The organism is Paenibacillus barengoltzii G22, assembly GCF_000403375.2.
GTDB lineage: Bacteria > Bacillota > Bacilli > Paenibacillales > Paenibacillaceae > Fontibacillus > Fontibacillus barengoltzii.
Genome location: NZ_KE159652.1, coordinates 897,064 through 923,695, shown reverse-complemented (window position 1 = coordinate 923,695; position 26,632 = coordinate 897,064). Strand labels below are relative to the sequence as shown.

General features: G+C 56.1%; 20 protein-coding genes. All 20 read right to left on the bottom strand.

Annotated elements, in window-relative coordinates; all coding sequences use genetic code 11:
• Positions 1–36: 36 nt before the first annotated feature.
• The 20 genes from era to addB all read right to left on the bottom strand — a co-directional run bounded on the left by era (position 37) and on the right by addB (position 26,626).
• Positions 37–939 carry a GTPase Era gene (gene era / locus C812_RS04290; RefSeq protein ID WP_016311460.1) on the bottom strand — a complete coding sequence of 301 codons (903 nt, stop codon included), beginning with the start codon at positions 937–939 and terminating at the stop codon, positions 37–39.
• A gap of 368 nt (positions 940–1,307) precedes the next feature.
• Entirely contained in the window at positions 1,308–1,718 is a 411-nt protein-coding gene (gene cdd / locus C812_RS04285) for a cytidine deaminase (RefSeq protein ID WP_016311459.1), read from the bottom strand.
• 86 nt (positions 1,719–1,804) lie between these two features.
• Positions 1,805–2,179 carry a diacylglycerol kinase family protein gene (locus C812_RS04280; RefSeq protein WP_016311458.1) on the bottom strand — a complete coding sequence of 125 codons (375 nt, stop codon included), beginning with the start codon at positions 2,177–2,179 and terminating at the stop codon, positions 1,805–1,807.
• Positions 2,179–2,676: an rRNA maturation RNase YbeY gene (ybeY, locus tag C812_RS04275; protein WP_016311457.1), complete on the bottom strand. Its 498-nt coding sequence runs from the start codon at positions 2,674–2,676 to the stop codon at positions 2,179–2,181. The genes C812_RS04280 and ybeY overlap by 1 nt, the downstream gene beginning before the upstream one ends.
• Complete coding sequence (locus C812_RS04270) at positions 2,648–4,939, bottom strand: HD family phosphohydrolase (RefSeq protein ID WP_016311456.1); 2,292 nt, start codon at positions 4,937–4,939, stop codon at positions 2,648–2,650. The genes ybeY and C812_RS04270 overlap by 29 nt, the downstream gene beginning before the upstream one ends.
• Before the next feature lie 49 nt (positions 4,940–4,988).
• Complete coding sequence (locus C812_RS04265) at positions 4,989–5,960, bottom strand: PhoH family protein (protein WP_016311455.1); 972 nt, start codon at positions 5,958–5,960, stop codon at positions 4,989–4,991.
• Positions 5,961–5,966: 6 nt separating this feature from the next.
• Complete coding sequence (gene yqfD / locus C812_RS04260) at positions 5,967–7,148, bottom strand: sporulation protein YqfD (RefSeq protein ID WP_016311454.1); 1,182 nt, start codon at positions 7,146–7,148, stop codon at positions 5,967–5,969.
• 3 nt (positions 7,149–7,151) lie between these two features.
• Positions 7,152–7,439, bottom strand: a complete 288-nt coding sequence (yqfC, locus tag C812_RS04255; RefSeq protein ID WP_016311453.1) for a sporulation protein YqfC — start codon at positions 7,437–7,439, stop codon at positions 7,152–7,154.
• A gap of 180 nt (positions 7,440–7,619) precedes the next feature.
• Positions 7,620–8,063, bottom strand: a complete 444-nt coding sequence (locus C812_RS04250) for a GatB/YqeY domain-containing protein (RefSeq protein WP_009225545.1) — start codon at positions 8,061–8,063, stop codon at positions 7,620–7,622.
• A 16-nt stretch (positions 8,064–8,079) separates the two neighbouring features.
• Positions 8,080–8,253: a 30S ribosomal protein S21 gene (rpsU, locus tag C812_RS04245; RefSeq protein ID WP_005547957.1), complete on the bottom strand. Its 174-nt coding sequence runs from the start codon at positions 8,251–8,253 to the stop codon at positions 8,080–8,082.
• Between the two features lie 131 nt (positions 8,254–8,384).
• Positions 8,385–8,750, bottom strand: coding sequence for a histidine triad nucleotide-binding protein (locus C812_RS04240; RefSeq protein WP_016311452.1), 366 nt, complete (start codon positions 8,748–8,750; stop codon positions 8,385–8,387).
• 248 nt (positions 8,751–8,998) lie between these two features.
• The gene (locus C812_RS04235; protein ID WP_016311451.1) at positions 8,999–10,153 is read right to left on the bottom strand and encodes an ABC transporter permease; all 1,155 of its coding nucleotides are present in this window, start codon (positions 10,151–10,153) and stop codon (positions 8,999–9,001) included.
• A 1-nt stretch (position 10,154) separates the two neighbouring features.
• On the bottom strand, positions 10,155–11,279 hold the full coding sequence (locus C812_RS04230; RefSeq protein ID WP_016311450.1) for an ABC transporter permease: 1,125 nt from the start codon (positions 11,277–11,279) through the stop codon (positions 10,155–10,157).
• A gap of 43 nt (positions 11,280–11,322) precedes the next feature.
• A complete protein-coding gene (locus C812_RS04225) occupies positions 11,323–12,258 on the bottom strand; it encodes an ABC transporter ATP-binding protein (protein WP_016311449.1) in 936 nt (311 codons plus the stop codon).
• 137 nt (positions 12,259–12,395) lie between these two features.
• On the bottom strand, positions 12,396–13,508 hold the full coding sequence (locus tag C812_RS04220) for a sensor histidine kinase (RefSeq protein WP_016311448.1): 1,113 nt from the start codon (positions 13,506–13,508) through the stop codon (positions 12,396–12,398).
• A 3-nt stretch (positions 13,509–13,511) separates the two neighbouring features.
• Positions 13,512–14,255 (bottom strand): response regulator transcription factor, encoded by a 744-nt coding sequence (locus tag C812_RS04215; RefSeq protein WP_016311447.1) that lies wholly within the window; start codon positions 14,253–14,255, stop codon positions 13,512–13,514.
• A gap of 34 nt (positions 14,256–14,289) precedes the next feature.
• Complete coding sequence (locus tag C812_RS04210) at positions 14,290–17,766, bottom strand: AAA family ATPase (protein ID WP_016311446.1); 3,477 nt, start codon at positions 17,764–17,766, stop codon at positions 14,290–14,292.
• A complete protein-coding gene (locus C812_RS04205; protein WP_036624667.1) occupies positions 17,763–18,962 on the bottom strand; it encodes an exonuclease SbcCD subunit D in 1,200 nt (399 codons plus the stop codon). Before C812_RS04205 ends, C812_RS04210 begins: the two co-directional genes overlap by 4 nt.
• Positions 18,963–19,067: 105 nt before the next feature.
• A complete protein-coding gene (addA, locus tag C812_RS04200; RefSeq protein WP_016311444.1) occupies positions 19,068–23,087 on the bottom strand; it encodes a helicase-exonuclease AddAB subunit AddA in 4,020 nt (1,339 codons plus the stop codon).
• Positions 23,084–26,626, bottom strand: a complete 3,543-nt coding sequence (addB, locus tag C812_RS04195) for a helicase-exonuclease AddAB subunit AddB (RefSeq protein WP_016311443.1) — start codon at positions 26,624–26,626, stop codon at positions 23,084–23,086. Before addB ends, addA begins: the two co-directional genes overlap by 4 nt.
• Positions 26,627–26,632: the final 6 nt, after the last annotated feature.

Genomic DNA, 26,632 nt, shown 5'->3' with positions numbered 1-26,632 from the left:
TAACTCCCAGTATAAAGCTAGAACTAGACGTTAGCCTTAAGCGTCCTTATGGAACCCGAGGTCCTTCAAGATCCGTTCTTGGTTCCGCCAGTCTTTCTTCACCTTCACCCATAGCTCAAGAAAAATCTTCGATCCAAGCAAGTTCTCGATATCTTGCCGGGCCAGCTTGCCTACTTCCTTCAGCAGCGCCCCTTGCTTTCCGATAATGATGCCCTTCTGGGAATCGCGTTCAACGAAAATGACCGCGGAAATGTACACGACACCGTTCTCCTGTACGCGCATATCTTCAATCGTGACAGCGATGGAGTGCGGCACTTCCTCGCGGGTGAGATGCAAGATTTTCTCGCGGATCAGCTCAGCACAGACAAACTGCTCCGGATGGTCCGTAACCTGATCCTCCGGATAATACTGCGGCCCTTCCGGCAGGTATTTGCCGATCTGCTCCAGCAGCCGGTTCACGTTGTTCCCCAGCATGGCGGAAATCGGTACGATTTCGCTAAATGGATAAAGCTGACTATACTCTTCAATCAACGGCAGCAATTGTTCTGGCTCTACGCGGTCGATTTTGTTCAGCACCAGAATGACCGGTGTCCGTACATCCTTCAGCCGTTCGATGATATAACGGTCTCCGCCGCCCAATCCTTCCGCCGCATCCACGAGGAACAATACGGCTTCAACTTCGCCAAGGGTGTTGAGCGCCGTCGTATTCATGTAGTCGCCAAGCTTCGATTGCCGTTTGTGAATCCCTGGCGTATCCAGAAAGACGATCTGCATCTCTTCCGAAGTATAGACGCCATGGATTTTATTCCGCGTCGTTTGCGGTTTATCGGACATAATGGCGATCTTCTGCCCGATGATCTGATTCATCAGCGTGGATTTCCCCACATTCGGGCGTCCCACAATCGCCACAAAACCGGATTTGAATTTTGCTTTTGCCATATCGTGAGTTCCTTTCATGTGACCTAATCCGTTCTTCAGTCGGAATCGGTCCGTGTTGGTTCTGTGAAGTCATGTTGCGTGAGAATCTGTAGAATCTGTACTGGATTCTGTGCGGGTTTCTGTAGTGGTTCATTTTGGGGTTCGACAGTTGGTTCCACCCGTCCGTGCGTAACGGAACGTAGAGACCTTATTTGCCTATTTCTCGGCAATTTCCCGCGCTAACGGAACTCAGAGCTCTTATTCGGCGCTCACAACAACCAATTCCCGCGAAAGGTCCGTAATAACGTCTCCTCGTTCCGTTAGAAATCCAAAACGCCTCTATACAGCTAAATAACGTCTCTCCGTTCCGTTAGAGATACTCCCGCCGCTTACTTCTGTTCCTCCAGATGGGAAGGACCGAAGGCGTAGGGCAACAACTCCCGTACCGTGGTCTGACGGATGTCGCCCTTCAGATTGCCTAGGATGACAGGCATGTCCGGCCCGCATAGCTCAAACAGCACTTGGCGGCAGACCCCGCAAGGCGCAACCGGTTCTTCTGTGTCGGCAACCACGGCGATGGCTTGAAACGTTCCGGGTTGATGCCCGTCGGCAATCGCCCGGAACATCGCGGTACGCTCCGCGCAGTTTCCCGGGGAATAAGCCGCATTCTCGATATTGCAGCCGTGATGAACCTGTCCTTTGCTATCCAGCAGAGCTGCCCCAACGCCAAACCCCGAATATGGAATATATGCTGCTTTGCGGGCTTCGATCGCTTCTTTCATGAGTTGACCGTAATCCATAACCCTATCATCTCCTTCAACCATAGCAAAAATAAGTTACGGGGGAATTTCAACAGTCCATTTGCCCGTTATCGGGAGCACCAACCTTACAGCTGCCCCAACCAACGCATCAATGGCTCATAAAAAATTAAGATCCCGATCACTACGGCAACAACCGCAGCGACCAGTACAGCCCCGGCTGCGGCATCCTTGGCGATCTTGCCAAGTCGATGCCACTCAGGGGCTGCGAGATCTACGACGGCTTCAATCGCCGTATTAACGAGCTCAAGAGAAATAACTAAGGCGATGACGAGCAACAATAAGGCTACGTCTCTCGCGGGGAGGGATAACGCAATCGCCGCGGCAATCACAATGACCGCCGCGACGCAATGGAATCGCACATGACGTTGAGTCCGAAACGAGGTGGCGATTCCCTCCCACGCATAGCGAAAGGATGAACTCCAGCGATGCGACGGCTTCATTAGCGAACAAGCCCTACCTCGGCGAGCGCCGCTTCCTGTTTACCCATCATTTCCGCTTCGCTGACCTTATCTTGATGGTCATAACCCAGCAGATGCAGGAACCCGTGCACAAACAGAAATCCGATTTCCCGCTCCAGCGAATGACCGTACTCCTCGCTTTGCGCTTTGGCTCGTTCCACGGAGATGATGATATCTCCAAGCATTTCGGTCATATCGTCCAGTTCTTCGTCTTCTTCCAATTCATAGACGATTTCCGGCTCTTCCTCCAGCGATTCGTTCATCGCAAACGACAACACATCGGTCGGCCGGTCGATGCCGCGATAATCGCGGTTTAATTCGTGGATCGCCTCATCGTCCACGAATGTAAGTGCCACTTCGCCTTCCGTGATGCCCTCCGCTTGTCCTGCGATCTGCAGCACCCGCTCTAAGAGATCAATCAACTCCTGACGGATCTCCATTTTATCTTGCTCATTGCTCCAAGCCAGCTGTAGGCCCATTGACGTTTTGCCCCCTGTCTTTCTCCTCGTTCTCTTTACTCTTCTTCACTTCCTCCGGATACTCAATCCGCGAATGGAAGATGCCCATGACCGTTTCCTTTAACGTTTGGGCGATGATATCGAGCTCCCGCATCGTCAGATCACATTCGTTAAACTGGTGATCGTCCAAGCGGCTCTTAATAATTTTCTCGATCATGGACTCCACTTGCTCTACTGTTGGTTTGCGCAGAGAGCGTACCGCTGCCTCAACACTGTCGGCAATCCCAACCACAGCCGCTTCCTTCGATTGAGCCTTCGGCCCCGGATATCGGAAATCATCTTCCGTGAAGTCCGGCTCGACGCCTTGCTCCTCCGCTAATCGCAGCGCCTTGTGGTAGAAATAATGCAAAAACGTCGTTCCATGATGCTGCTCGGCAATATCCCGAATCGGTTTCGGCAGCTTATATTCCTTTTGCATCTCCACCCCATCTCGGGCATGGGCGATAATAATCGATTTGCTTAACTTCGGATCGATAAAGTCGTGCGGATTTTCCATGTTGTTCTGGTTTTCGATAAAATAGCTCGGCCGCTTCGTCTTCCCGATATCGTGATAATACGAGCCGACACGGCACAGCAGTCCGTTGGCACCAATCGCTTCGGCGGCCGCTTCCGACAGGTTGCCGACCATCACGCTGTGATGGTACGTCCCCGGCGTCTCCGTCAACAGCTTGCGCAAGAGCGGGTGGTTGGGGTTCGACAACTCCACCAGCTTAAGCGCTGAGAGGATGCCGAAGGTGACCTCGAAGAACGGCATCAAGCCGATGACCAAAATCGTAGTCAACAATCCCCCCGCCACAGAAAATCCAAGCGCATATAACGTGCTGGTTTGCGTCCAGTCCTGATTATCAATTAGCTGCAGGGCAAAGATCGACAGCGCGCCAAACAAGCAGATCATAATCCCCGCCTTGAGCAGGGTGGAGCGTTGGCTGGCCCGGTGAATCGCAAAAATCGCTGCAAACGAAGTCACCAATGCGAAGAACCCAAATTGGAAATCAAAAATTTCGCTTTGCCGCTGATTCAAAATGATGCTAGCCAGGACGCTAAACAAAAACGAGCAGAGATACGCAAGCGGCAAATCCAATAGCAGCGTAATCAGCATCGCGCCAGTAGCAATCGGGGCTAAATACCCGACAAAAGCCTGCTGTTCGCTTTGCAGAATGTTGATAACATGCATCGAAGCAATCGTGATAAAAATAATAAGCAGCAGCATAACGAACTGCGCGTTGTTGTATTTGAACCGGCTGGCGCCTTCCGATTGACGAATAAACATAATCAGCCCGGTCGCCATCAGCAATGACAACAAAAGAAGCCCCAATTGCGGTGAGTAATCGACCTCATCCTTAAGAAGGCCGTTCTTCTCAAGCAACGTGTACATTTCCTGGGTAATTCTTTCGCCCTTATGTACGAGCACGTCCCCTTGCTTGATATATACCGTAGGCGTATTCTCGCGCGCTTCCACCTTCGCCGCCTTCGTTGCCTCTTCATCATAGAACTTATTTGCGGTGATAGACAGACGAGCAAGCTCCTGTACGACCTCGCGTGCCGTCCGTTTGCTTAAGGAGCTGGTGCTGACCATTTCCGCAACTTTTGCCCGTGCGGTCTGCGCTTCAACGATTGGATCCGCCGTCAGCCGGGCTACAATATCCGCAGCAACCGGCTTCATCGCGTTGATATCCTCTGAGGTTAAACGAGGAATTTTGATAAACGTCTCTTCCGAGATGTGATATTGCTGTTCATCAATGCGCTGAGTTACTTCCTCAAATAAGGTCGCCGAATAAACGCTGGAATTCCGATTGTTCATGATGAAATTCTGCACATGATCCTTCACCCGCTGCGGCAGTTCCTCGCGGTAGATCTTGATCTTATCTTCCTCTGAAACCTGGTCGTCCTGGTTCAACCGAAAGATCCGGTCAAGCATTTGCGCGACAAGCGTTTCATTGCGGAGCGGCAGAATGGTATAGACCTGTCCTACCTTCTCAGCCGCCTCTTCTTGCGCTTTCAGCGTCGCCTTCGTATCCGGAATGTCCATCGGCGCCAAGATTTCCTTCTCGCTTGGCAAACCTACCGCAATGTCATACGTTTCGGGCAACAGTTTGGGCGCCAAGCTGACGTAGAACATAACGACAAGCAGCGCGAACAGAACATAACGCACGCTGGTGCTATACTTCCATCCTGCAAACCTGGATTGTAACGCGCTTTTCTTTTGCTGATCGTCATTAGTCATATTAGACAGCCCTCCTGAACATGGTAAACCCTAACAACATCCCAGAAGCTTACCCTAAGTTTTCGGCAGCGCGGTCGTACGCCATAATGATCTTCTGGACCAGCGAATGACGAACGACGTCGGACTCGGCAAATTGGACGAACCCGATCTCTTCGATCCCGCTCAAAATTGCCTTCGCTTCGACCAAACCGGATTTCTTCCCTTTGGGAAGGTCGATTTGCGTCACGTCCCCGGTAATGACCATTTTGGAACCAAAGCCAAGCCGCGTCAGGAACATCTTCATTTGCTCCGGTGTCGTATTTTGAGCTTCGTCCAAAATAATAAAGGAATCATCCAGCGTCCGGCCCCGCATATAGGCAAGCGGCGCGATCTCGATTAAGCCGCGCTCCAACGCCTTAGCGGTCTGCTCCGGTCCCATGACATCGTACAATGCATCATACAGCGGACGTAGATAAGGATCCACCTTCTCCTGCAAGTCCCCCGGCAAGAATCCCAGGCTCTCCCCTGCTTCCACCGCCGGCCGGGTCAAAATAATCCGTTTCACCGAGCCTTCCTTCAGCGCGCTAATCGCAAGAACAACGGCCAAATATGTTTTGCCTGTCCCAGCTGGGCCGACACCAAACACAACGTCCCGTTTCTTAATCGTCGTAACGTAGTGCTTCTGCCCGATCGTCTTCACCCGAATGGGCTTGCCGCGATACGTGATCGCAATTTCACCTTTATATAAATCAAGCAGCTGATCCGCGCGGAAATCCTTGGCCAAATCGACGGCATATAAAACGTCCCTTTCGGTCAAGATATACCCGTTCCGAATCAGTTCCAGTAATACCTCAAACAACTGCTCTACCTTCTCCGCTTCGCGTTGTTCCCCGCGGATGGTAATTTCGGATTCTCGCAAAACAATGCTTGCTGGTAAATGCTGTTCAATTAACTTCAGGAACGAATCCTGAGGGCCAAATAAAGAAAGTCCTTCAGCCGCACTGTGAAGCGGTAGTTTGATGTTCACCAGTTGTTCCGACAAATAGCCTCATTCTCCTTGATCTTGTACTATCGGCACTTCTTCCGCAATGTTCTGTTCTACTTCGAAATGCACTTTTATATAAACTTTACCATTGTCCGCCTTCTCATGCAAAATTTTTTGATCGAGAATGACGCTATCTGTGCCGTATTTCGCCAGAATATCGCGTTTTGCTCGCTCAATCCCCTCTTGTTTCGCCTGTTCTTCCGTCCGTTTCAGCTCAAGCTCCGTCGTTTCCATCACCTTCTCGGTCATCCAGCCAATCGGGAGCTTCCAACCGCGCCATGTCAGCGGATCCTGATCCGTCATCGTCTCGGATTGCGCATAGCTCACTTTCCCATAACCGGTGAACTGAATTGCAGTATCGCCAAAATATAAATACCCCCGTTGCTTGCGCTCTCCTGTATAAACCTTCTGCTTATATACCAGCGGCACTTGGATATTATACTCGTGCCAGACGATACCGCGAATCTTCGCTACGGGCATGATCGGCTTGCCGCCCTGGAATCCCGACACCAGCACTTGTCCTTTCTTCACCCGGTCGTTTTTCCTGACCTCCGGCTGACCTCTCTCCGCATAAATATGGGTGATCACCGCGTCATGCTTGCTGACCAAATGGCTTGGGCTGACCAGCTTCTGATCCTTAGGCTTCGTTGCCTCCACCACTTGGATCGTAATTTTGGTCCCCGTACGAGTTACCCCAACCCAGGACGTACCCGGCAGCTTGCGGCTCAGCTCGGCAGACAGCTTGTCCTGCTCAGGCAAACGAAAAATCCATTGAAACGGATAAATCCCCTCCTGTCGCGCCGCTTGGAGAATGTCTTGGGAGGCAATCTCCTTGTTGCCCACCACCTCGACATCCCAGACTAGCGAAGATAAGCAAAAAATCGCCGCAATAAATAAAGCGAATCCGGCGATAAACCCCTTCCGCTTCCACACGCGGCCTAACACAAACGGGACCCCGGAGCGGCCCTGAACCGACAATCGGCAGCCTGTCCGTTTCAAGAGCGGCCGCAGCCGGAAGAAATCGGGCAGCGCGATCTTCATGTTCATTTGCCCCCCAGGCAAGGGCTGGACATCCCAAATGTCGATGCCCTGGTGAGATAACTCATTCACAAGCTGTTCGATCGATCCTCCGCGGACCGTGACGGTAACGATGCCTCTCAGCTGGTTTAAAGCCGGTGATTTCACGCTTCATTCCTCCGTTCCACGATATTTAATGCCGAAGATCCGGCCCTCCACGACCACTTCTTCAGGCATGATAGCTTTAATAACCAAGCCGCTTCCCTCAACTTCCAGCGTTCCTTCACTCAGCGCCAGATGCAGCGCTTCGGGAGAGAAGTGGACCACGCCCCGATGATTTTCTATATACAGCTGCTGACCTCCAATTAAGGTGAGCCTCGGCAAATCGAATACAAGATCACTGGGCAGGTCGAGCGCATCGACCGTCCATTTGCGAATTTTGCGGACAAACCGGCTCATATGAGGCAATCCTCCTTCCCCTACTGTACAAATTATGCGGCCCGGCTTGGATTTATGAGAAGGGAAAAGGGAAAGCAAAAGCCAAGGCTGCATAGGACGGCAACCTTGGCTTGCATAGGGCATATAAAATGAAAAAACACCTTCTACGAATACATCGTAAAAGGTGTTTGTCTCTCGAAGTTATGGCAAAAGCTGTTGAACCGTCTGGTTTACGAGCTTACCGTCTGCCCGGCCTTTTACCTTGGGCATCAGTGCACTCATCACTTTCCCGAGATCGGCTTTCGAAGAAGCACCGGTTTCCTGGATGGTCTGCTGTACAATGACTTTAATTTCTTCTTCGCTTAGCTGTTCGGGAAGGTACTCAGCAAGGATCTCCGCTTCCGCTTTCACTTGCTCGGCAAGATCGTCACGACCCGCTTTCTCAAATTCTTGGAGGGCATCTTTGCGCTGTTTGATTTCACGACTTAGGATATCAAGCACTTCATTATCGTTCAAAGTTCTTTTCAAATCTATCTCAAGATTCTTGATCGTAGCACGAACCATTCGAATGGTGGAGAGCTTGAACTTGTCTTGACTCTTCATCGCTTGCTTCATATCTTCGTTCAATCGCTCGCTAAGATTCATCGTTGATTAAATCCTCCTAAAACTTTCTCTTACGAGCAGCCTCGGACTTTTTCTTGCGCTTTACGCTTGGCTTTTCATAATGCTTACGTTTCTTCACCTCAGCCAATACTCCATCTTTCGCGATGGAACGTTTAAAGCGACGAAGTGCAGCATCAATTGTCTCGTTTTTGCGAACTTTAGTTTCAGACACCAGTTTTCCCTCCCTCCGACCAGACCGTCCAAGAGCATAACACGGTTCATCAAACTTCATTATAGGGGAAAGAGAAATAGGGTGTCAACCTGAGCACCGGCTTTTTTCTCTTCCAAATTCTAAAAGGAGTTTTATAGCGCGTGGGAGCTAGAGGATTGTACCAATGCGCCCAGCTTGGCGCCTCCAATCAGATGATAATGCAAATGTGCGACCGCTTGTCCGCTGTCGGGTCCGCAGTTATTGATCAGCCGGTATCCGCTCTCTGCCACGCCTAGCTTCTTCGCGACTTCCTGTGCAACGCGATGCATCTCACCGATCAGACCAAAATCTTCAGAAGCCACGTCATTCATGGAAGCGATATGCTTCTTCGGAATGACCAGCACATGCACCGGCGCAGCGGGTTGGATATCGTGAAAAACGAGAACGCGATCATCCTCGTACACCTTGTTCGATGGGATCGATCCTTCAACGATTTTACAAAACAAACAGTTGTCCATCAGAAAGCCTCCTAAACAGAATCTGTGATAGCTTTCATTTTACCGAAAACAGGCAAAAAAAAGAAGCACCCTGCCGCCTCACAGAATGAGTTGGCTTGACGCACGGACGTATTGGACGGAAACAGCTGTCGACTCTTTCTGTAACCAATACGTCCGGCGGGGTGCTTGTAAATAGGATGTCGGCTAACTGTAGTATAACAGCAGGTTGATACTGTTACTGTGATGTGCATCACGGGAAAACAAATATTTTAAACGAAATTACGCGTGTCGTTGTTCCGTGCGATCTTGTAAGCTGCCAGCAGGAAGAAAACTAGAGCGAACGCGGCCAGAACGGATAGGTTAAACCAGATCTGAGCTAAGCTTTCGCCTTGCTGCAGGTTTTCAATCGACTGAAGCACCCAGTGCTGGGGCATGAACTCAGAGATTCTCCGCACTGCTTCCGGCATGATCTCGCTCGGGAAGAAGCAGCCTGCCAGCAAGCAGGTTGGCGTAACGATGATATTTTGCAGCGCGCTGGAGATGCCGCTGTTCTTGGAGAACACGACGATGACGAGCGACAGGCCGATCGATACGAGCGCAAACAGCATCAGAAGCAGCGCCATCCGTCCAAACGGCACCCCGGTATCGATGTGGAATACAACTTCCAGGAAGAACAAGGTAACCACAATCTGTACCGCCATCACAATGAGATTGACTATTAAGATGGAAATGACAAACTGCTTGGCGTTGATTGGAGAAGAAATGATGCGGAAGAAAGTGCGGTCCTCCCGACTTTTCAGAATCAACTCCGACAAATTCACGGCCGACATCATCATCAACATTATGAGAAAGCCAATCGTTTGATACGTCATCGCCTGCTTTTGCTCGACAGAACTGTCAGCCGAATGAACGGTGAACGTAATCCCGGATTGTTGATAATCTTCGTAAAGCTGGGCGAATTTCGCCTCGTCTCCCTGAGCCACCCGGCTTAGGGCTGCCAAATTCCCAGTGTAATTGTAGAGCATCGCTTTCATGTAAGCAGTGACCGTTGTGCCTTTGACCGATTGAATTCCGATATGGTCAGGCTCCCCGGCAAGGATGCTATCGGAGTAACCGACACCCAGGACCAAACCGCTGTCCAGCTGACCGGCGGCCAGTTGCTCGCGAAGCTCCGCCTCCGTCACTTCCGTCAACCGAATTTGATCCAGTCCTTCCAGAAACCGAATCGTATCCGTTGCAATTGGTTTATCCCCATCTTGATTCACTACGCCAACTCGCAGTCCGGCATCTCCCCCGTTGCCATAAATCATCAACGATAATAAGATTCCGGCCAGCGGCAAGGCTACATATAAAATAAGATTACTGCGTTTGCGGAATGTCTTCCGCAGCGTTTGGGACGTCAACCACCAAATATCCTTAATCATGTTACAGGCCCTCCTTGCGCCGCATCATCCAGGCTGCCGCTGCCAACAGCACGATACCTAAACTTAAATTTAAAGCTACGACCGGCCACATCGCCGAAACTTGATTGTTATAAATAATTTGCGTAATCGCTACGTTCGCCCATCGAACCGGTGACAAGTTGGCTGCCGCCGCCAGCGGACCAAGTTCCCCCATCGGAAAGTACGCTCCTCCTAAGAATGCCGCGACTTGAGTAAAAATCAAGATCACGCCTTGCGTCGCCGCCTCTTTCAGCACATAGCTTACTGCGAGACCCAGACTAACGGCCATGATTACTTCCGAGCTTAGCACTGCCATCACCGCGCCCGAATGCTCTCCCCAATAAGCATTAAAGGCAAATTTACTAAAGAGAATCAGGAGGATGACGCACAACAGGTTCGTCACCATGTTACCAAGTACTTTACCGGCGAAAATCTCACCCTTGGCAACCGGAGAGGCTGCTAGCCGCATGCTGGTCCCTTGGCGAATCTCCCCGGTAATCAGCCGGCTGGCAGATAGCGAGCTCCACAAAGCGATCATCGAGGTCATCGCCATCGCGTAATAATCGATGGAGCCCGGCTGACGGTCAGCTGCAATTGAAGTCTCTTTGATATATTCCCGCTGATTCGCCGCACCTGCTGCCAGCGCCCCTTCCGCCTGGCCGGGAGCGTTCTTCTCAATGGCCATGATCGCGTTGTATTGCTGGGCAAAGGCTGTCAGCATTCCTTGCACGACGTTGCCTTGAATCGGATCCCGGCCGCTTAAATAGAGCAACACACCTTGATCACTCAGTTCTACGTACTCATCGTAATGGTCGGCTTCAACCTCTTTCCGAGCGTCTGCGCCCGGAGCCAATTGCTCGAACGTTAATCCCATACCGGCCGTCTCTTGGGTAAACGCCTTGAAGGCTTGCGTTAAAGCCGGATTCTCACCGTTGTCCTTCACCAACACCCGAATATCCCCAATCTGGGCCGTACTCTCAAAGGCATTTGTCAGGGCAGTGCCTAGAATTAAGATCAGCACAATCGGAAAAGCGAGCATAAACACCAACGTCCAACGGTTGCGGACCTCCTGCTTGAGCTCCTTAAGTGCAATCGATATCGTATTCATTTCTCAAATCTCCTCCCAAAGCGATCGGTTTACGATCGCAGCCCTAGTCACGCAAGTTGCGTCCAGTCAGCGTCAAGAACACCGTTTCCAGATTTGGCTCCTGCTCCTCGACGGAACGAATGACCGCCCCGCCGTCGATCAGCTGCTTCAGGATGCCGCTCAAGTTATCCACCGACAGGTCGCTGTGTATGCGAATTTCGGATTCATGCGCCGTTACCGTCCTTACCCCTGGCAAGCGTCGGATCAGCCCCAAGAACGCCTCGCCATCCTGTTTCAGTTCAATGCGCACTTCCTTCATGTCGGTGATCGTGGCGATCAACTGCTCTTTCGTGCCGTCCGCGATAATTTTGCCATGATCGATAATGGCGATCCGGGAGCAGATTTCTTCAACTTCCTCCATGTAATGGCTCGTATAAATGATCGTGCAGCCCATTTGATTCAGCTTCCGGACAGAGGTGAGAATATAGTTACGCGACTGCGGATCAATGCCGACCGTAGGTTCATCCATGATGATCAGCTTTGGCCGATGCGCGATGGCACAAGCGATGTTCAGCCGCCGTTTCATCCCGCCGGAAAAGTTCTTTGGAAAGCTCTTCGCCTTATCCGCCAGACCGACAAATCGCAGCGCTTCCTCTACCCGTTCCTTCAGCTCCGTTCCCCGCAAGCCGTACAATCCTGCGAAGAACTTCACATTTTCGTAAGCGGTCATATCTTGGTAAATCGCCAAATCCTGCGGAACAATCCCTAGGTTCATTTTGGCGAAACGGTTGTGCTTGCTAATGTCTTTCTCCAAAATGCGAATCTCCCCACTCGTTGGTCGCAGCAGCGATGCAACCAGATTAATCGTAGTGCTCTTGCCGGCGCCGTTGGATCCTAGAAACCCAAAGATTTCCCCTTCCCGCACGGATAAGGACATATTATCAACTGCGATAAAGTCGCCGAATTTTTTCGTGAGTCCGCGAATCTCTAAAACGTTCATTGCAACCTCTCCATTCTGCTTCGTTCTTGACCCTATTGTAGAAAAAAAGGATGCCCTTATGTCAGTGCATAAGTTCATCCTTTGTGCATGAGAAAATTCATATTGTCTTGGGGACGAACCCCTGTCAATGAGGTTCTTCATGGTTTGGGAGGTGCGTAGGGGATTAAAGTAGTCACCTTAAACCCTTGCGTGCCGTCCGCAATGACCGTGCCGTTCACCGAGGCCGCGCGCTCTTCCATGCCGATCAGCCCCATGCCTTTAACGATCTTGTCTTGACCACGTCCATTATCCGTTACAACGGCTTGAATCCATTGCCCGAGAACCCGCACCTCAACCTGTACGAAGGTTGCTCCACTGTACTTGGCTGTATTGGTCAGCGCCTCCGTCACGTTGTCATAAATGATTTTCCAATACAGCGGCGTAATTTTCTCCAGATCGCCGCTATGGACGACCAAGGTCTGGAGGCCGGAACGGTTGCCAAACGCTTCGACAGCGCTCTTCAGCCGATGGATCCCTAACTGCTCCACCGGAGGCTTCAGGTTCTTCAACGTTTGTCGGATCCGTTCAATCGATTCCTGAGCGATGCCAATCGCATTCTGCAGCAGCTTCTCCGCCCCGGCCGGGTCAGTGTGCAGCACACGCTTGGCGGCCTCCATCTGGATCAGCGCCCCGGTCATCGAGTGGCCGACGCCATCATGAATTTCCTGAGAGAGGCGATTTCGCTCTTCCAACTTATACGTGTATTCCGAAGCCCGAATGAAGTCCTCATTGTCATTCAACTGCTTCCTTAGCTTATCCTGCTTCAAACGCAGCTTGTCCAGCTGCTCCTCCTGCCGGTTTAACCTCAGCAACAGACGATAAAAAAGATATCGATTAAACCAACTGATGATCACGATAAACGCATAAACCACTGCCAGCGTCCCTTTCAGGAAGAGCAGCGGGATCGCAAGCAACGCCGCAGCTAAGACGAGCGGGCTCTTTCCCTTGACCATTTCATAGGAGGTTGGCGGCAACAACAGCGCGAACTCCGGAGAGAAGTATACCGCGCAACAGACGCAGTAGATCAGCATTGCTCCATACAGCGCATTTCGATACGCCATTTTGGGAAGCAGCAGCGCCGTGAGGTCCAGAGCCAAATAAAGTAAAGCGAACAAGATCAGCCAAGAGGACGGGGAGGCTTCCCTGATATAAATCAAAGCAATGGCCAGGCCCAGCACGAGCCACTTATTGCCGATGCTCCACCGTTCCATAAGTTAGCGGACCCTCCCGGTCAAGTAATAAATGGCGATTTGCGTTCGATGCTCCAGCCCGGTTTTGTTCAGAATCGAGGTGATGTAGTTGGCTACGGTTCCCTCCGAAATAAAAATGTCCTTGGCGATTTCCTTGTTGGACAAGCCCTTGGCAATGCGGGACATGACTTCCAGCTCCCGTTCGGTGAACCGCGCCAGATCGCTTGGCGACAGACCGGTACCTTCCGGAGTTATCGCAGCGGAAGGGGCCGCCGGTGAAGCAGCCGTACTGGATTGCGCGCTCGCCGATTCCGGCGGAGGCGATACAGCTGTATCCTGCGAAGCCCCGCCAGAAGCAAGCGTCTGCTTCAGCTTATCCAGCACCACGTCCTGCAAGACGTTGTGGCCGTAATACACGCTTTTGATCGCGTCACGGATACGTTCCGGGTCGTTGTTTTTCAGCAAATAGCCTTTGGCGCCGAAGCGGATCGCGTCCATGATGTATTCATCATCGTCAAAGGTGGTCAGAATCAGCGGCTTCGCCAGCCCTTCCTCCGTCAGCAGCCGAGTTGCTTCCACCCCGTTCATATTGGGCATCCGAACGTCCAGCAGCGCTACATCTACCGGATTAGCGCGGCAGTAGTCGACCGCCTGTTGTCCGTCCTCTACGGTCTCCGCTACCTCAAATTCCTCAAAACTGTTTAAAATAATTCGCATTCCCTCACGGATAAACGAGTTGTCATCTGCGATCAGCACCCGTATCTTCATCCTGCTCCTCCGTTTCGTGTCCTTACTCAGGCAGCTACAGCCGTTCCAGCTTAATTTGGGAACCTGCCCCGCCGCTCTCCGCTGGAATGACCACCAGTTTGCGGGCCAACCGGGTCTGCAGCTCGGCAACGTGGCTGATGATCCCCACCGAGAGATGGTCATGATGCAGATGCTCCAGTGAGGTGATGACCGTATCCAGCAGCTCAGGATCCAGCGTTCCAAAGCCTTCGTCCAGGAAAAAGAATTGCAGCGGATATTGGCCGCGAAGCTGAATCTGTGCCGACAAGGCCAGCGCCAGCGCCAGGGAAGCGAGGAAGGTCTCCCCGCCGGACAATGTCGCCACCGGGCGCTTCACGCCGCCGCTTGCATCGTCGCGGATGACAAAGCCGCCGCCAGAGTCGGTTTCCAGCGCATACCGCTGCTTCGTGAGAAACCGCAAGCGTTGGGAAGCGGCATGACTGACGTTCATCAACTGCTCCTCCGCGACATACTCAACGAACGCGTTCCCGCGCAATGCCGATTGCAGCTTAGCGAGCAACCCGGCTTCATGCTCCAGCTGGCTGCGGACCTGCTCCAGCTCCTGCCAGCGGACATGCCGCACCTGCAGGTCCTCCCAGTCCCGCTCGGCCCGGGCCTTGAGCTGCAGTGCCGCTTCATCCTGCTCTTTTGCCGCAGCGAGGGCCGCTCCAATGTACTGCCATTCCTCGTCGCTGACCGTTTGCCCCGACAGCTTGGCATCCAGTTCGCTTAGGCTGATGACAAGCTCCTGCTCCCGGCTGCGGTGTTGCTGCACTGTCTCCACGAGCAATTCCGCTTCGCCCGGGGCCAGCAGGTTATTTAATACGGAAGCTTCCTCCTCAAAAGGCGAAGCCTCCAGCGCCTGAACCCAGCGGACCTGAAGCTCGGCTTCCTGGTCCCGGGCCGCTGCAGCGGCTTGAGCCGCCAACGCTTCCGCTTTGGCGAGCTCATGGCTGCGGGCCGCGGTTTCGGTCTGCATCGCCCGGCTGCGTTCCGCCTGCTGACGAAGGGTTGCCAGCTTCTCCCGGGCTTCGGCAAGCAGCTCATCGACCGGTCGTTCCCCGGCCACGGCGTGCAATCTCTCCTGTTTCTCCCGAAGCAGCTCCTGTTTTCCCTGCTCCTGTACTTCCCATTGCACGAGCGTTTTGTCCAGCTCGATTATTTCGCCGGTTAATGCCTGCAGCTTGGCCGTCTTCTCCTCGATAAACGGCACGCTGACAGCCAGCCGCCCCCGCAAATCTTCGGCCAGCCGATCCTTGGCGGCATACGCCTCCATTTGCCGGGCGGCTTCCTCCGGCGAGAGGCCCGGGTACAGCTCGGCCCACTCGCGCTGCTTGGCCGCGAGGGCCTCACGATGCTGCGCGCTGCGGGCGGCCGCCTGCTTCAGCTGGCCGGAAGCCGCGGCTTCCGCCGCTTCGGCAGCGGCACGCTGCGGCTGCAGGACCGCCAGTGCGCTTTGCGCTGCGCGGCCGTCCCGCTGCAGCGCCTCCAGCCGGCGGCGGCACGCGGCGTGCCGCTCGGCTAGCGCCGCTGCCTGGCGCTGCAGGGCCGCGAGGCCGGCAGGCGCAGCTGCAGACGGCGCGGCGAGCGCAGCTGCGGTGGCGGCGACTTCGGCGCTGGCGGCCGCCTCGCCCGCAGCAAACGCGCCTGGCGCAGCGGCCGCTTCGCCGCCGCTGTCGCTGGTGGCGCCGCCAGCCGGGGCCAGCGCCTGCAGCAGCGCGCTGCACGCGTCGCGGTCGCGGGCGACGGCGAACTGCAGCTCGCGGGCCTCCGCGATCAGGGCGGCGAGCGTCTCAAGCTCCGCCTCCCCGCCGGTGACGCCGTCGTCCTCGGCCTCAGCCGGAGCCGGATGATGCGCGGAGCCGCACACTGGGCACGGTTCGCCGTCCTGCAGCTGCTCCGCTAACCGGGTTGCCCACAGATGGCGTTCGCGCACCTTTAGCGCCTGACGCAGCGACTGTTCGGATCCGGTGAGCTCAGCAGCATGCTGCTGCAGTTCTTTCTCCAACATCGTCAGCTCCAAAGCAGCTTCCGCAAGCTGTCCGGCAAGCGTTTGGCTGGATAGCTGCACCTCGGCAACTTCACGAACGATTTGCTCCAGCTTACCCTCTGCCTGCTGCAAGCTTGTCCGAGCAGCCGCTTCCTCCTGCTCCGCTTGCGCGAGCTGCTCCTGCAATGCGGCCAACTGCTGGGCCAGCCGTACGGCAGCTTGCGCCTGCTGACGCTCCTCGGCCTTCACTTCCGTCGCCTTCAGCTGCTGCTCCAGCTCGCGCTGGCGTGTCTGCGCCTTGGCCAGCAGCTGCTCCTCCTTCGCCGTCTGCTCGGCGAGGAGCTGCTTACGCTGCGCGCCCTCCGCGCGCTGCGCCGCGATCCGCTGCAGCTCGGCGCCAAGGCGCGCGGCCTCCTCCTGCAGGCTGCGCGCCTGCTCCAGCTGCTCGAGCCGTACGAGCAGCGCCGGCTCCTCGCGGCCGAGCGCCGCCGCTGCGGCTTCCGCAGCCGCACTGGCCTCGGCGGCCGCCGCAGCCGCAGCCCGGGCGGCCTGCTCGGCCTCGGCCGCGGCTAGCGCGCGGGCGGCGGCGGCGCGCTGCGCCTCTTGCCAGGCCGTCAGCACCGGCCTGAGCGCCTCGGCGGCGCTCCCGCGCGCCAGCTTCGCCTCCAGCGCGGCGATCTCGCCGCCTTGCGCGCGCAGCGCCTCCAGCTGCGCCGCTCGCTCGGCGCGCTCTACCGCCAGCTCGCGCACTTTGGCGAGCTGGTCATAGCGCTGCTGCGCGTGCAGCAGCTCGCGGCGCCGCTCGGCGGCGAGCGCCGCCGCCTCTTGCACCGCTGCCGCCGCTTGCTCCAGCGCCTCGGCGGAGGCATTGCCGAGCCCTTGCTGCTCGGCGGCCACCTCGGCGCGGCGCTGCTCGTTTGCTCTGACCTTGCGGGTCAGCTTCTGCCCTAGCAGGTCACCGTATTTTTCCAAGTGGAACAGCCGCTGCAGCATCGCCCGTCGGTCCGCCCCCTTCAGGGACAGGAACTCGGCAAATTTTCCCTGAGGCAAAACAACCGCACGGGTGAAATCATCCATTTTGAGACCGAGCTTCTGCTCCACACAACGTGTCACATCAGCCAGCTTGTCGGCGATGACTTTTTCCTCATCATCCGGCAAAATTTCGATAAACCGACTGATCGTATTGCTGACCGACAGCTCGCCCTGGCGCTTAAACCGCCGCTCCACCCGGTAACGCTCCGTCCCGGCCGCAGAAGTCAGCTCGAACGTAAACGCCACAAACAGCGCGTCCTCCAAATGGTTCATAATCCCTTGGGTTCCGCCGGATGCACGGCCAACTTTGCCGTAAAGGGCCAACGTGATCGCATCCAGAATCGTCGACTTCCCGCTGCCCGTCGGCCCAAAAATGCCAAACAACCCTGTCTCACACAGCTCGGTAAAATCGATCGTCTGCATTTCCCGGTAGCTTTGCAGCCCGGCTAATTTTAGCGTAATCGGCTTCATCGACTTCCCCCCTCCACAGCACCATCCGCTGCCGCGCTTTCATCCTCTTCTTCGGAGACGAGGGACATAAACAGCTCGACCAACTCTTCCTCCGGCTCAGCTCCACCGGTTTGTCGCTGGTAAAACTTGCGGAACAGCTCATGCACCGGCACGCTCTCGCGGGAGGCGAGCTCCTCCTGCAGCTCCCGTCCCGGATAGACCGGGCGAATATGGACGATCCCGTCATGAGCCTTACGCAGCGCCTGGATGTCGCTGAGCGCCATCGCTTCGGTTAGGCTGATTTCGAGGTCGATAAACGCGTTCGCGTCCCTTCCCTCTTCCAACCAACGGTACGCCTCTGCCAGCCCGCCCCGGCAGCTCCAGCGTACCAGCGGCCTCCCGCTGCTCAAGTACAGCTCCTCCAAGATCGGCTCCTTCCCAGGTACCGCATCCAGGAGCATCACTGATTTGGCTTGTCCTGCCTCGGAAAAAGAATACGCCAGCGGCGACCCGCTATACCGGGTTAATCCGGCTCCCTTTACCGCTTGCGGCCGGTGCAGATGCCCCAGCGCCGTGTATTGCGCGCCGATGTCCAGCGCCGACGGGTCCACGGTATAAGCGCCGCCAACCTGAATCGGCCGTTCGGAGTCCGATTCCACGCCGCCAAGCACATAGATATGGCTCATCGCGAGGTTCACGGTGTCCGGGCGAAACGCCCCGGCCAGCTGGCGCATCAACATCCCTACCTTGGCGCTGTAAGCCAGCCGCAGTTCGGATTCATCCGCATCGCCGGCCAGCAGCTCGGACAACCGGGCTTCGGAAGGATACGGCAACGCAGCGATGACCGCCGTCTCCCCGGTGCGCGGCACAGGAACGGTGATCGCCTCAGGCACCGGCAGCCCCACCAACGAAATGCCCCGGCGCGCCACCAGCGGCGATACCGCAGCCACCCGCTCCGGCTGGTCATGGTTCCCGGCGATCACCGCCAGATGGCAGCCGGTCTCCGTCAGCCGTGCCGCCGCATCGTAGAACATCGCTTCCGCCGCAGCCGGCGGATTCACACTGTCATACACGTCGCCCGCCATCAAGACGAGATCTACTTGCTGATCCTTGACTATCTGCACTAGCTCGTCCAGAAACGCCTCCTGCTCTGTGAGCCGACTGCGTCCCTCCAGCGTGCGCCCCAAATGCCAATCGCCCGTATGTAAAATGCGCATCCCTTTCTCCCCCTTGATCCCGGCAAAGTACGCCGACATTCTAGCACTCACTCTATTTCGGATAGATGGCGGGCAGCCTTTATTGGCTGCCCGCATCCATGGAGATTACAATCTCACCGCTTGGCCGCCGTCAAAGAAATACAACCATTTCTCATCCACGGTCGAACCGGTGATATCCTCAACCGCTTGGGCGTACAACTCCAGCTGGAACCGGTACGATTCCGCCAGCGCTTCCGCCCCCCCGCGATGCTCCAGCACTCGGTCGCTTTTGTAATCTAGTAGGTACACTTTGCCGCCTACTGCGAACAGGCAGTCCACAATCCCCTGGATCAGGACCGTTTCCCCGTCCAGCTCCTGGAATGCAGCGCTTGGCGATCCATCTTGCATCGTTTCCAATCCGCTCAGCTGCGGCGAGGCTTCCGCTGCAGGCAGCCCGTAGCTGAACGGCATCTCGCGTTTCACCCAGTCCGCCTGCCGCAGCAGTTCGCCAAGCGGGCTCTGCAGCAATCTTGAGATGCTATCCACCTCAATGGCCGCCGCCTGCTCCGCGGTCATAATTTTCCGCTCGATCAACCGATTCAGCGTCGCTTGAACGACTGCGATTCCCGGCTCTGCGTCAAACGGCAGGTGCTGCATCAGCGTATGGTAGGCGACCCCACGTTCGGTTGGAGTCAGCTTGCGCTGCTCCATGAACCGCGGACGGCGCAGATGCAGCTTGAACTCCGGCTGCTCTTCCGCCTCTGCCTGTTCTCGCTCGCGCAATAGCTCCGCTTCTACGAAGACGTCACGAGCCGGTTCCTCCTGCAGCGACAACAGCGCCTTCATCTCCGTCACTGAGGTTTTGGCCGCGACTCGGCTTGCTGCCGCATAAGGATACGTCCAGTTGAGCCGTGACTCCACCATAACTCTCATCTCAGCCGCCTCGACGTCTTCTGCCTCTTCCGGCAGGACCGCTGTCGGCTGACCAGACAGCAACGCCTTGATTTGCGCCGAATCCACTGCCGCAGTCTCCGCAGTGACAGCCGCTTCTGCCACCGCTCCGTTCTGTCCCGCCGTGCGGGCGGAAAGAAACGCGATCTGCCAGTCGGAAGGGCTGTCCGCCAACACGGCAGGACCAACCTCCGGCAGCCCGGCGAACTGTCGCAGCTCCCGTGCGCTTGGATGGCGGATCAGCGCTGGGCCAATCCAGTCGAGATAGCAGCGTCCCCGCGCCAGCAAATAATCCGGCAGTTGCTGCTCACTCGCCTCCAGCGCACCGCCCCAAGCTTCGACGGACTTGGTGAGATTTTTGACCGAAGAGACGAGTACAAGCTTGTCCTTCGGGCGGGTAAGCGCCACGTACAGAACGCGCATCTCCTCCGCCAACAACTCCATCTGTGCCCGCCGCCGGATCGCCAGGTTCGGCAACGTCGGGTAGCTGACGCGTGTGTTCGCGTCAACGTACTTCGGACCAAAGCCAAGCTCCTTGTGCATCAGAAACGGTGCGTTCAGATCCTGACGGTTAAATTGCTTGGACAATCCGGCGACGAACACAACCGGAAACTCCAAGCCTTTACTTTTGTGAATCGTCATGATGCGCACGCCGTCGCCCTGTTCCCCGGCATCGCCCGGAGCCCCAAGGTCGCCGCCGTTCTCGCGCAGTCGAGTAACGTAACGCAAGAAGCGGAACAACCCGGGCGCCGAAGACGATACCTCGTATTGTCTCGCCCGATCCAGCAGCGCCTGCAGGTTGCTCTGACGCTGGGTTCCGCCCGGCAAGCCGCCAACCCATTCCAGATAACCGGTTTCCCGGTAAATCTCGCGGATCAGGTCGCTCAGCTGTCCAATCCGTGCCATGCTTCGCCACGCTTCCAGTTGCCGCAAGAACGCCTGCAGCTTCAGCGCTAATGCATCGTTAGCCGTTTCAACCGGGTCCGTCTCCGGCTGGTACACGGAGGCTTCTCCATTGCCTCCCTCTCTGCTGTCGCTTCGCGCCAACTCCGCATTCCCAACAGCTGCTCGTGCCAGAACCGCCTCATAGTAACGGCCGCTTGGGGAAGCTAGGCGTATGTCCGCCAGCTCCTCCTCAGAGAAATCGTACAGCGGCGAACGTAACACCGCTGCCAGCGGAATATCCTGCAGCGGATTGTCGATCACCTGCAGAAGCGACAGCATCGTTTCAACCTCGGACGCCTGAAAATAACCTTGGCTTAACTCCCCGTACGCCGGAATTCCTTCCACTCGAAGCTCCTCGATCATTGCCGGCGCCCAGGTCAACGTCGACCGCAGCAAAATCACCATATCTCGGAAAGCGACCGGACGCATCGTCTGCAGCTGCTTGTCGTAGATGCGCAGCGGTTCACCGCCTTCGCCCAACATCCCGCGAATACGAGCTGCAATGGCGCGGGCTTCCAGCCGCACCGCCTCAATCAACGCAGCCTCATCTTCCTCGTCCCCGCCTTCGCCGTCCAAGGGTTCGCTGTCTCTGCTATCGAACGAGTCTGAACCGCTGCTTGATCCGTTGTCACGATCAATCAGCAAGAGCTCTGGGCGATAATCCTCGGTTCCCTGCGGTGGAAAGCCTTCCCCATACACCAGCTCGGCCCGTGTATCGTACGATATTTCCGCTACACTCTCGTTCATGATCTGTCGGAACAGTAAATTCACCGCGTCAACGACCTCGCGCCGGCTGCGGAAGTTCCGCGCCAAATCGATGCGCAGCCCGGCTCCGTCAAAATCGTCGCCATAGGTTCGATATTTCTCCAGGAACAGCCCGGGTTCCGCCAAGCGGAAACGATAGATGCTCTGCTTCACATCGCCAACCATAAACCGATTGCCCGGGTTCTCCCGGGAAATTAAGCGTACAATCGTCTCCTGCACCGTATTGGTGTCCTGATACTCGTCCAGCAGCACCTCATCGAATTGCCGGCGGTATTCCAAGGCCGCATCAGACGGTCGCAGCTCGCCCGGCTCCGAATCCGGATGCCGCAGAATTTGCAGGCAATAATGCTCCAGGTCGGAGAAGTCGAGCCAGCCCTTGGACACTTTTTGCAGCCGGTAACGTTCTCCAAATTCACTCACGAGCTCCGATAATGCACCAAGCAGTGGAGCCATGTCATGCATCTCCCGCAAAAACGCCTCCGCCGGTCGACCATACAGCTGCGTCCGCAAATCGGTGACTGTCTTCTTCGCTTCTTCTCGCAGCGCTTTTACCCGCTCCTGTACCTCCGGATCGGTCTGGTCTTTCTTGACCGGCTTCAGCTTGCCAAAGTTCCCCCCTTGAAACGCGTCATACAACGAAGCCCAAGCTCCGCCTGCCACCGCTTCCTGCAGCGAGCGGACCACGTTCAGATCATCCTCCAGCGTGACGGCATACGGCTCCGGCCCTCCCGGAGATAACGCCAGCGCCTTTGCTTGCGTCAGCAAGCTGATCGCGCCTCCCAGCGCCAACTTCGTATCGGCCAATAGGCTTTGGACCCATGCGCTCTTCTCTAGGGCAGCGAGATCTGGAGCCATAAAAGCGGAAGACGCTTCCTGAAGCCAGTGATCTGGCCAAGGATGGCTGCGCGAGAAGTCATAAAGCCGCTGCACCAGCGTAAAGACCGCCGCATCGGTGCGCTCTCCGCCAAACAGATCCACCAGCTTCAAGAACGGGCTGTCCGCCGGTTCACTTCCGTATTTATCCTCTAGCAGCTCCTCCAGCACCTCTTGACGCAGCAGCGCTGTCTCACTTTCCGAGGCAATCCGAAAGCCTGGATCGAGCGGGATCAGCGTGTAATAGCGTTGAATAACTTCCATACAAAACGAGTGGAGCGTCGTGATCGAAGCGCGCCCTAACATGGCCAGCTGATGGTTCAAGTACTCGTTGCCCGGGTCCTTGGCTAATTCCTTCTCCAGCGCTTCCGTGATCCGACCCCGCATCTCCGCAGCGGCGGCTTTGGTAAACGTAGCCACCAGCAGCCGCTCCACGCTCAGCGGCTGTTCGCGGTCCGTCAGCTTGCGGATAATCCGCTCGACGAGCACCGCTGTCTTGCCGGACCCAGCGGCTGCGGCCACCAGCATGTCACCGCCGGACAAGGCGATCGCCCGCCATTGGTCATCACTCCAGTAACTTCCAGCTGGTTTTGGTTTCGTCGGGATGGTCATGAAGGGTTCGCCTCCTTTCCGCGCTCCTGTCCGAGGAGCTGCCAAATTTCGTTTTTGCCCGGTTTGCCGAGGACGTGATATGCGTTGCCGTCCAATGCTTCCTCAAAGCGGCACACCGGTTTGTAGGGACAGAACGTACAAGCCGTCTCCAGGCCAAGTCGATATGGGGCAATCTGCACGTCACCGTCGGTGATGCGCGTGCCGATTTCCGTAATCGTCCTCCGTACAGAACCCAGCAGCGTATCCCACTGCTCCGGCGTTGCAACCGAGGCGCTGCTGTAGAAGCCGCCATCCGCCTTAATGGCCACCGGAATGATATCGGAATAGCCTTTTTCCAGTTGGGCATCCATCTTCGCGATCACATCCCGGTCTGCGAGCAGCAAGCCCTTCATCTTGAATCGCTTTAGCAGCTCCTGCTGCGCCTGCTCCGCACTCATGCCGTTGCTGCTTTGCAGCAGCGGGTTATGCACATGGAAATACAACGTGCCGGCAGGAAGGGCGGGCTGCCCCAGCCAGGCTTCCGCCGAGGACAGCAGAACGTCCAGATAGGTGAGCATTTGTAGAGATAAGCCGTAATACACTTCGTGCAGCTTTAGGTCGGTCTGACTCGACTTGTAGTCGATGACCCGCAAGAGCAGGCCTTGTTCGCCTTCCGCCATATCCACACGGTCAATCCGGCCGACGATTTCCATCACGCAGCCGTTGGGCAGCTCAAACGTCAGCGGAGGCAAGGGCCGCCCTGGTCCAAAATCCAGCTCCAGGCCAACCGGCTCGAAGCTGCCGCGACGCGCTTGCTCGCCAAGGATTAACGAAGCCCGACCAACGATCGCTTTCAGCTTGCGGGAAATATAACCGTAGCGCTTGGAGCTAAGCAGGATTTCGCCCTGCAGCTTAGGTGCCAACTCATCAACAGCCGAATTGGCGGCCTGAATCGCTTCCTCTGGCGTAAGGCTGCCCCAGCTGCGGTTTTGCGCCTTGAAGGTGATCGCCATCTGACTGAGCGTCGCATGGAACAGCTGTCCGATATCCGGCGCTAGCAGCCGGTAAAGCTGGCGTTCCTTCAGCTTCAGCCCATGTGAAGCGAAGTGCGCGAACGGACAAGCCGAGAACTGTTCCATCCGCGATACGCTTGTCCGCAGCCGTTTGCCGTAAAGCCGTCGGCTCGTTGCCGGCGTCAAACCGCGCACCCGGTTACGATAATCCAGCGAGGTCAGCAGGCGAGCCGTTTTGCTTTCCCATTCCGGTCGGGACTTGTACCATTCCAGCACACGCCACCACAGCGGCGAAATGGACTCTCCCGTCTTCCACAGTCGCAGCTGACCGATTAAGGCGTTTAGCGTCGGACCCGGATGAGAGACGTATTCAAGCTGAGAAGCGAACGGATCGGTGGAGCTGCTGACAGGCCCCGGCGCTAATAGCAGCGGCTGCTCCTTTAGTCCCGGGAAGATCCGCTTCACATGCCGGATCACCTCCGATGGTAAAAGTGCACCCCCCTCACCATCGGCAGCGGGGTAGCTTAGCCAGAGCGAACGGCTTGCCCCGGACAACGCTTCGTAGATGAGGAAACGTTCATCCAACAGCTTGCGGGCCAGCCCCGGAGCCAGCTCCAAGCCAAGCTCCGCCAGTCGCTCCCGCTCCTGCTCGCTGAGCACCCCCTCCTCTTGCAGATTGGCTGGCATGATTCCTTCATTAATGCCAAGCAAGAACAGATGCTTGACCTGCCCCGAACGCGTCCGCTCCGTACTCCCGATCAGCACCTGGTCGAGCGAAGGCGGCACCAGCGACACCTTCAGCTCCTTGAGCCCGGTCTCCAGCACGCCGGCAAAGAGCTCCAGCTCCAACGGCTCGTCCCCCATCATCTCTACGATCTGGTCAAGCACGTCCAATACCGCGCCCCATAATTGGCGATGCTCCATCGCCTGACGCGGCTTACCTTCGCGAACCATTTGGTGTGCCAACACATCCAGGCGCTGGGCGGCTTCCACCCGCTCCAGCAAATGGTACACTGCCGCACACATATCTTCTGCGTTCTTCGCCTTACGGATTTCTTTCTCAAAAGCGGTCAAAGGGCCGGCGACCGCAGCGCGGCACCGCTCCAACAGCTGCAGCTGCTCCATGGCTTTCGTGGATGCCGACGTTTGATCCTCCTGCTCCAGCGACAGGCTGGGCGCCGATTTCCAAGGACGGCCGTCAAACCATCGATAACCTTGGATTCCGCTCGCCAGAGCATAATTCTCCAGCACATCCATATGTTCACGCGTCAGGCTGCCGTCCAGCGGCAGAAGAAATTCGCTTTTCACGCAGCGAAATACGTCTTCGTATCTCCAAAACCCAAGCACAACGTCCAGCGCCGCCCGAATAAACTCGATCATGGGGTGATACAGCATGCTTGTTTTCTGGTCAAGGAAATAAGGGATCCCGTATGCTTCCATCGTTGGAGCAAGCAGTTCTTCATAATCCCCTAAGTTGCGCACCAAGAGCGCCATGTCCCGCCAGCGCACACCTTCTTCCCGGGCGAGACGCACCATCTCACGTGCCGCCCCTTCGACCTCGGCTCGCCGGCTGGCCGCCCGGTGCAGAGACAAGGCCTTCTCTAAATCTTTAGGCGGCTCAGACTTCGGCCATGGCGAACGTCGCTCGTAAGCCGACTCCAAGTATGAAAGCGTCTCGCTCTCCCGAAACCGCGGGAACGGGCGAGCTTCCAGCAGCTCCGGCGGCAGCACCTCAATCCCCTCTTCTGCAGCCAGTCGGCTCAGCTTCACGAAGGCAGATGCAGGGGTATAGAACAGGTTAAGTTCATGCGGCTGATTTCCATCGTTGTATACTCGGTCTAATGTCAGTGAGACCGTAACCGAAGCCGCCGTTTTCAGCAGCGCGAGAATCGCAGTATATTCCTGAGGGGTAAACGTATGAAACCCGTCAATCCAAATTTCCGCCCCGCGCAAATAAGCCGACTCGCTGGCCCCCTGCGCCAGCTTGACGACATGGTCCTCGTTGTCGATGTACAAGCGGGACAGTTCTTCGTCATACTCCGCGAACAGGAGGCTCAAATCGTGCATTTTATCTTTTAATAAAGGAGACTCCCCTTCGATCTGCTCCAGAAGATGATAATGCTCCTGCAAAGCGGAGAAATCCACGTTATATTTCTTCATTTCCGTATACAGCCCGGCGATCCGGTCAATTAATCCGAGCTGGTCTCCGCCGTGTCCAAACAGCTTCAACTCGTCTTTGCGGCGGCGCATGAGCTTGTACAGCAGCATTTTCTTGCCTTCATCATCGATCGGCACCAGTGCCGCACCTCCGGTTTCCTGCATGACGCGCAGCGCCAATCGACGAAATCCTAACACCTGAGTGCGTACTGTACCGTGCAGTCCCGGGGCCGTAGCGATCCGCTGCTCGATCTGAAACGTGCCTTGCTCCGGGGTTAAAATAATGAGCGGCGGACCCATCGGTTGCTCCCGCAGCTTGGAGGTCACCCGGTCAAGAATGAGGCTCGTTTTGCCGCTGCCGGAGCGGCCGAGTATAAACTGTAAAGACATGGAAAT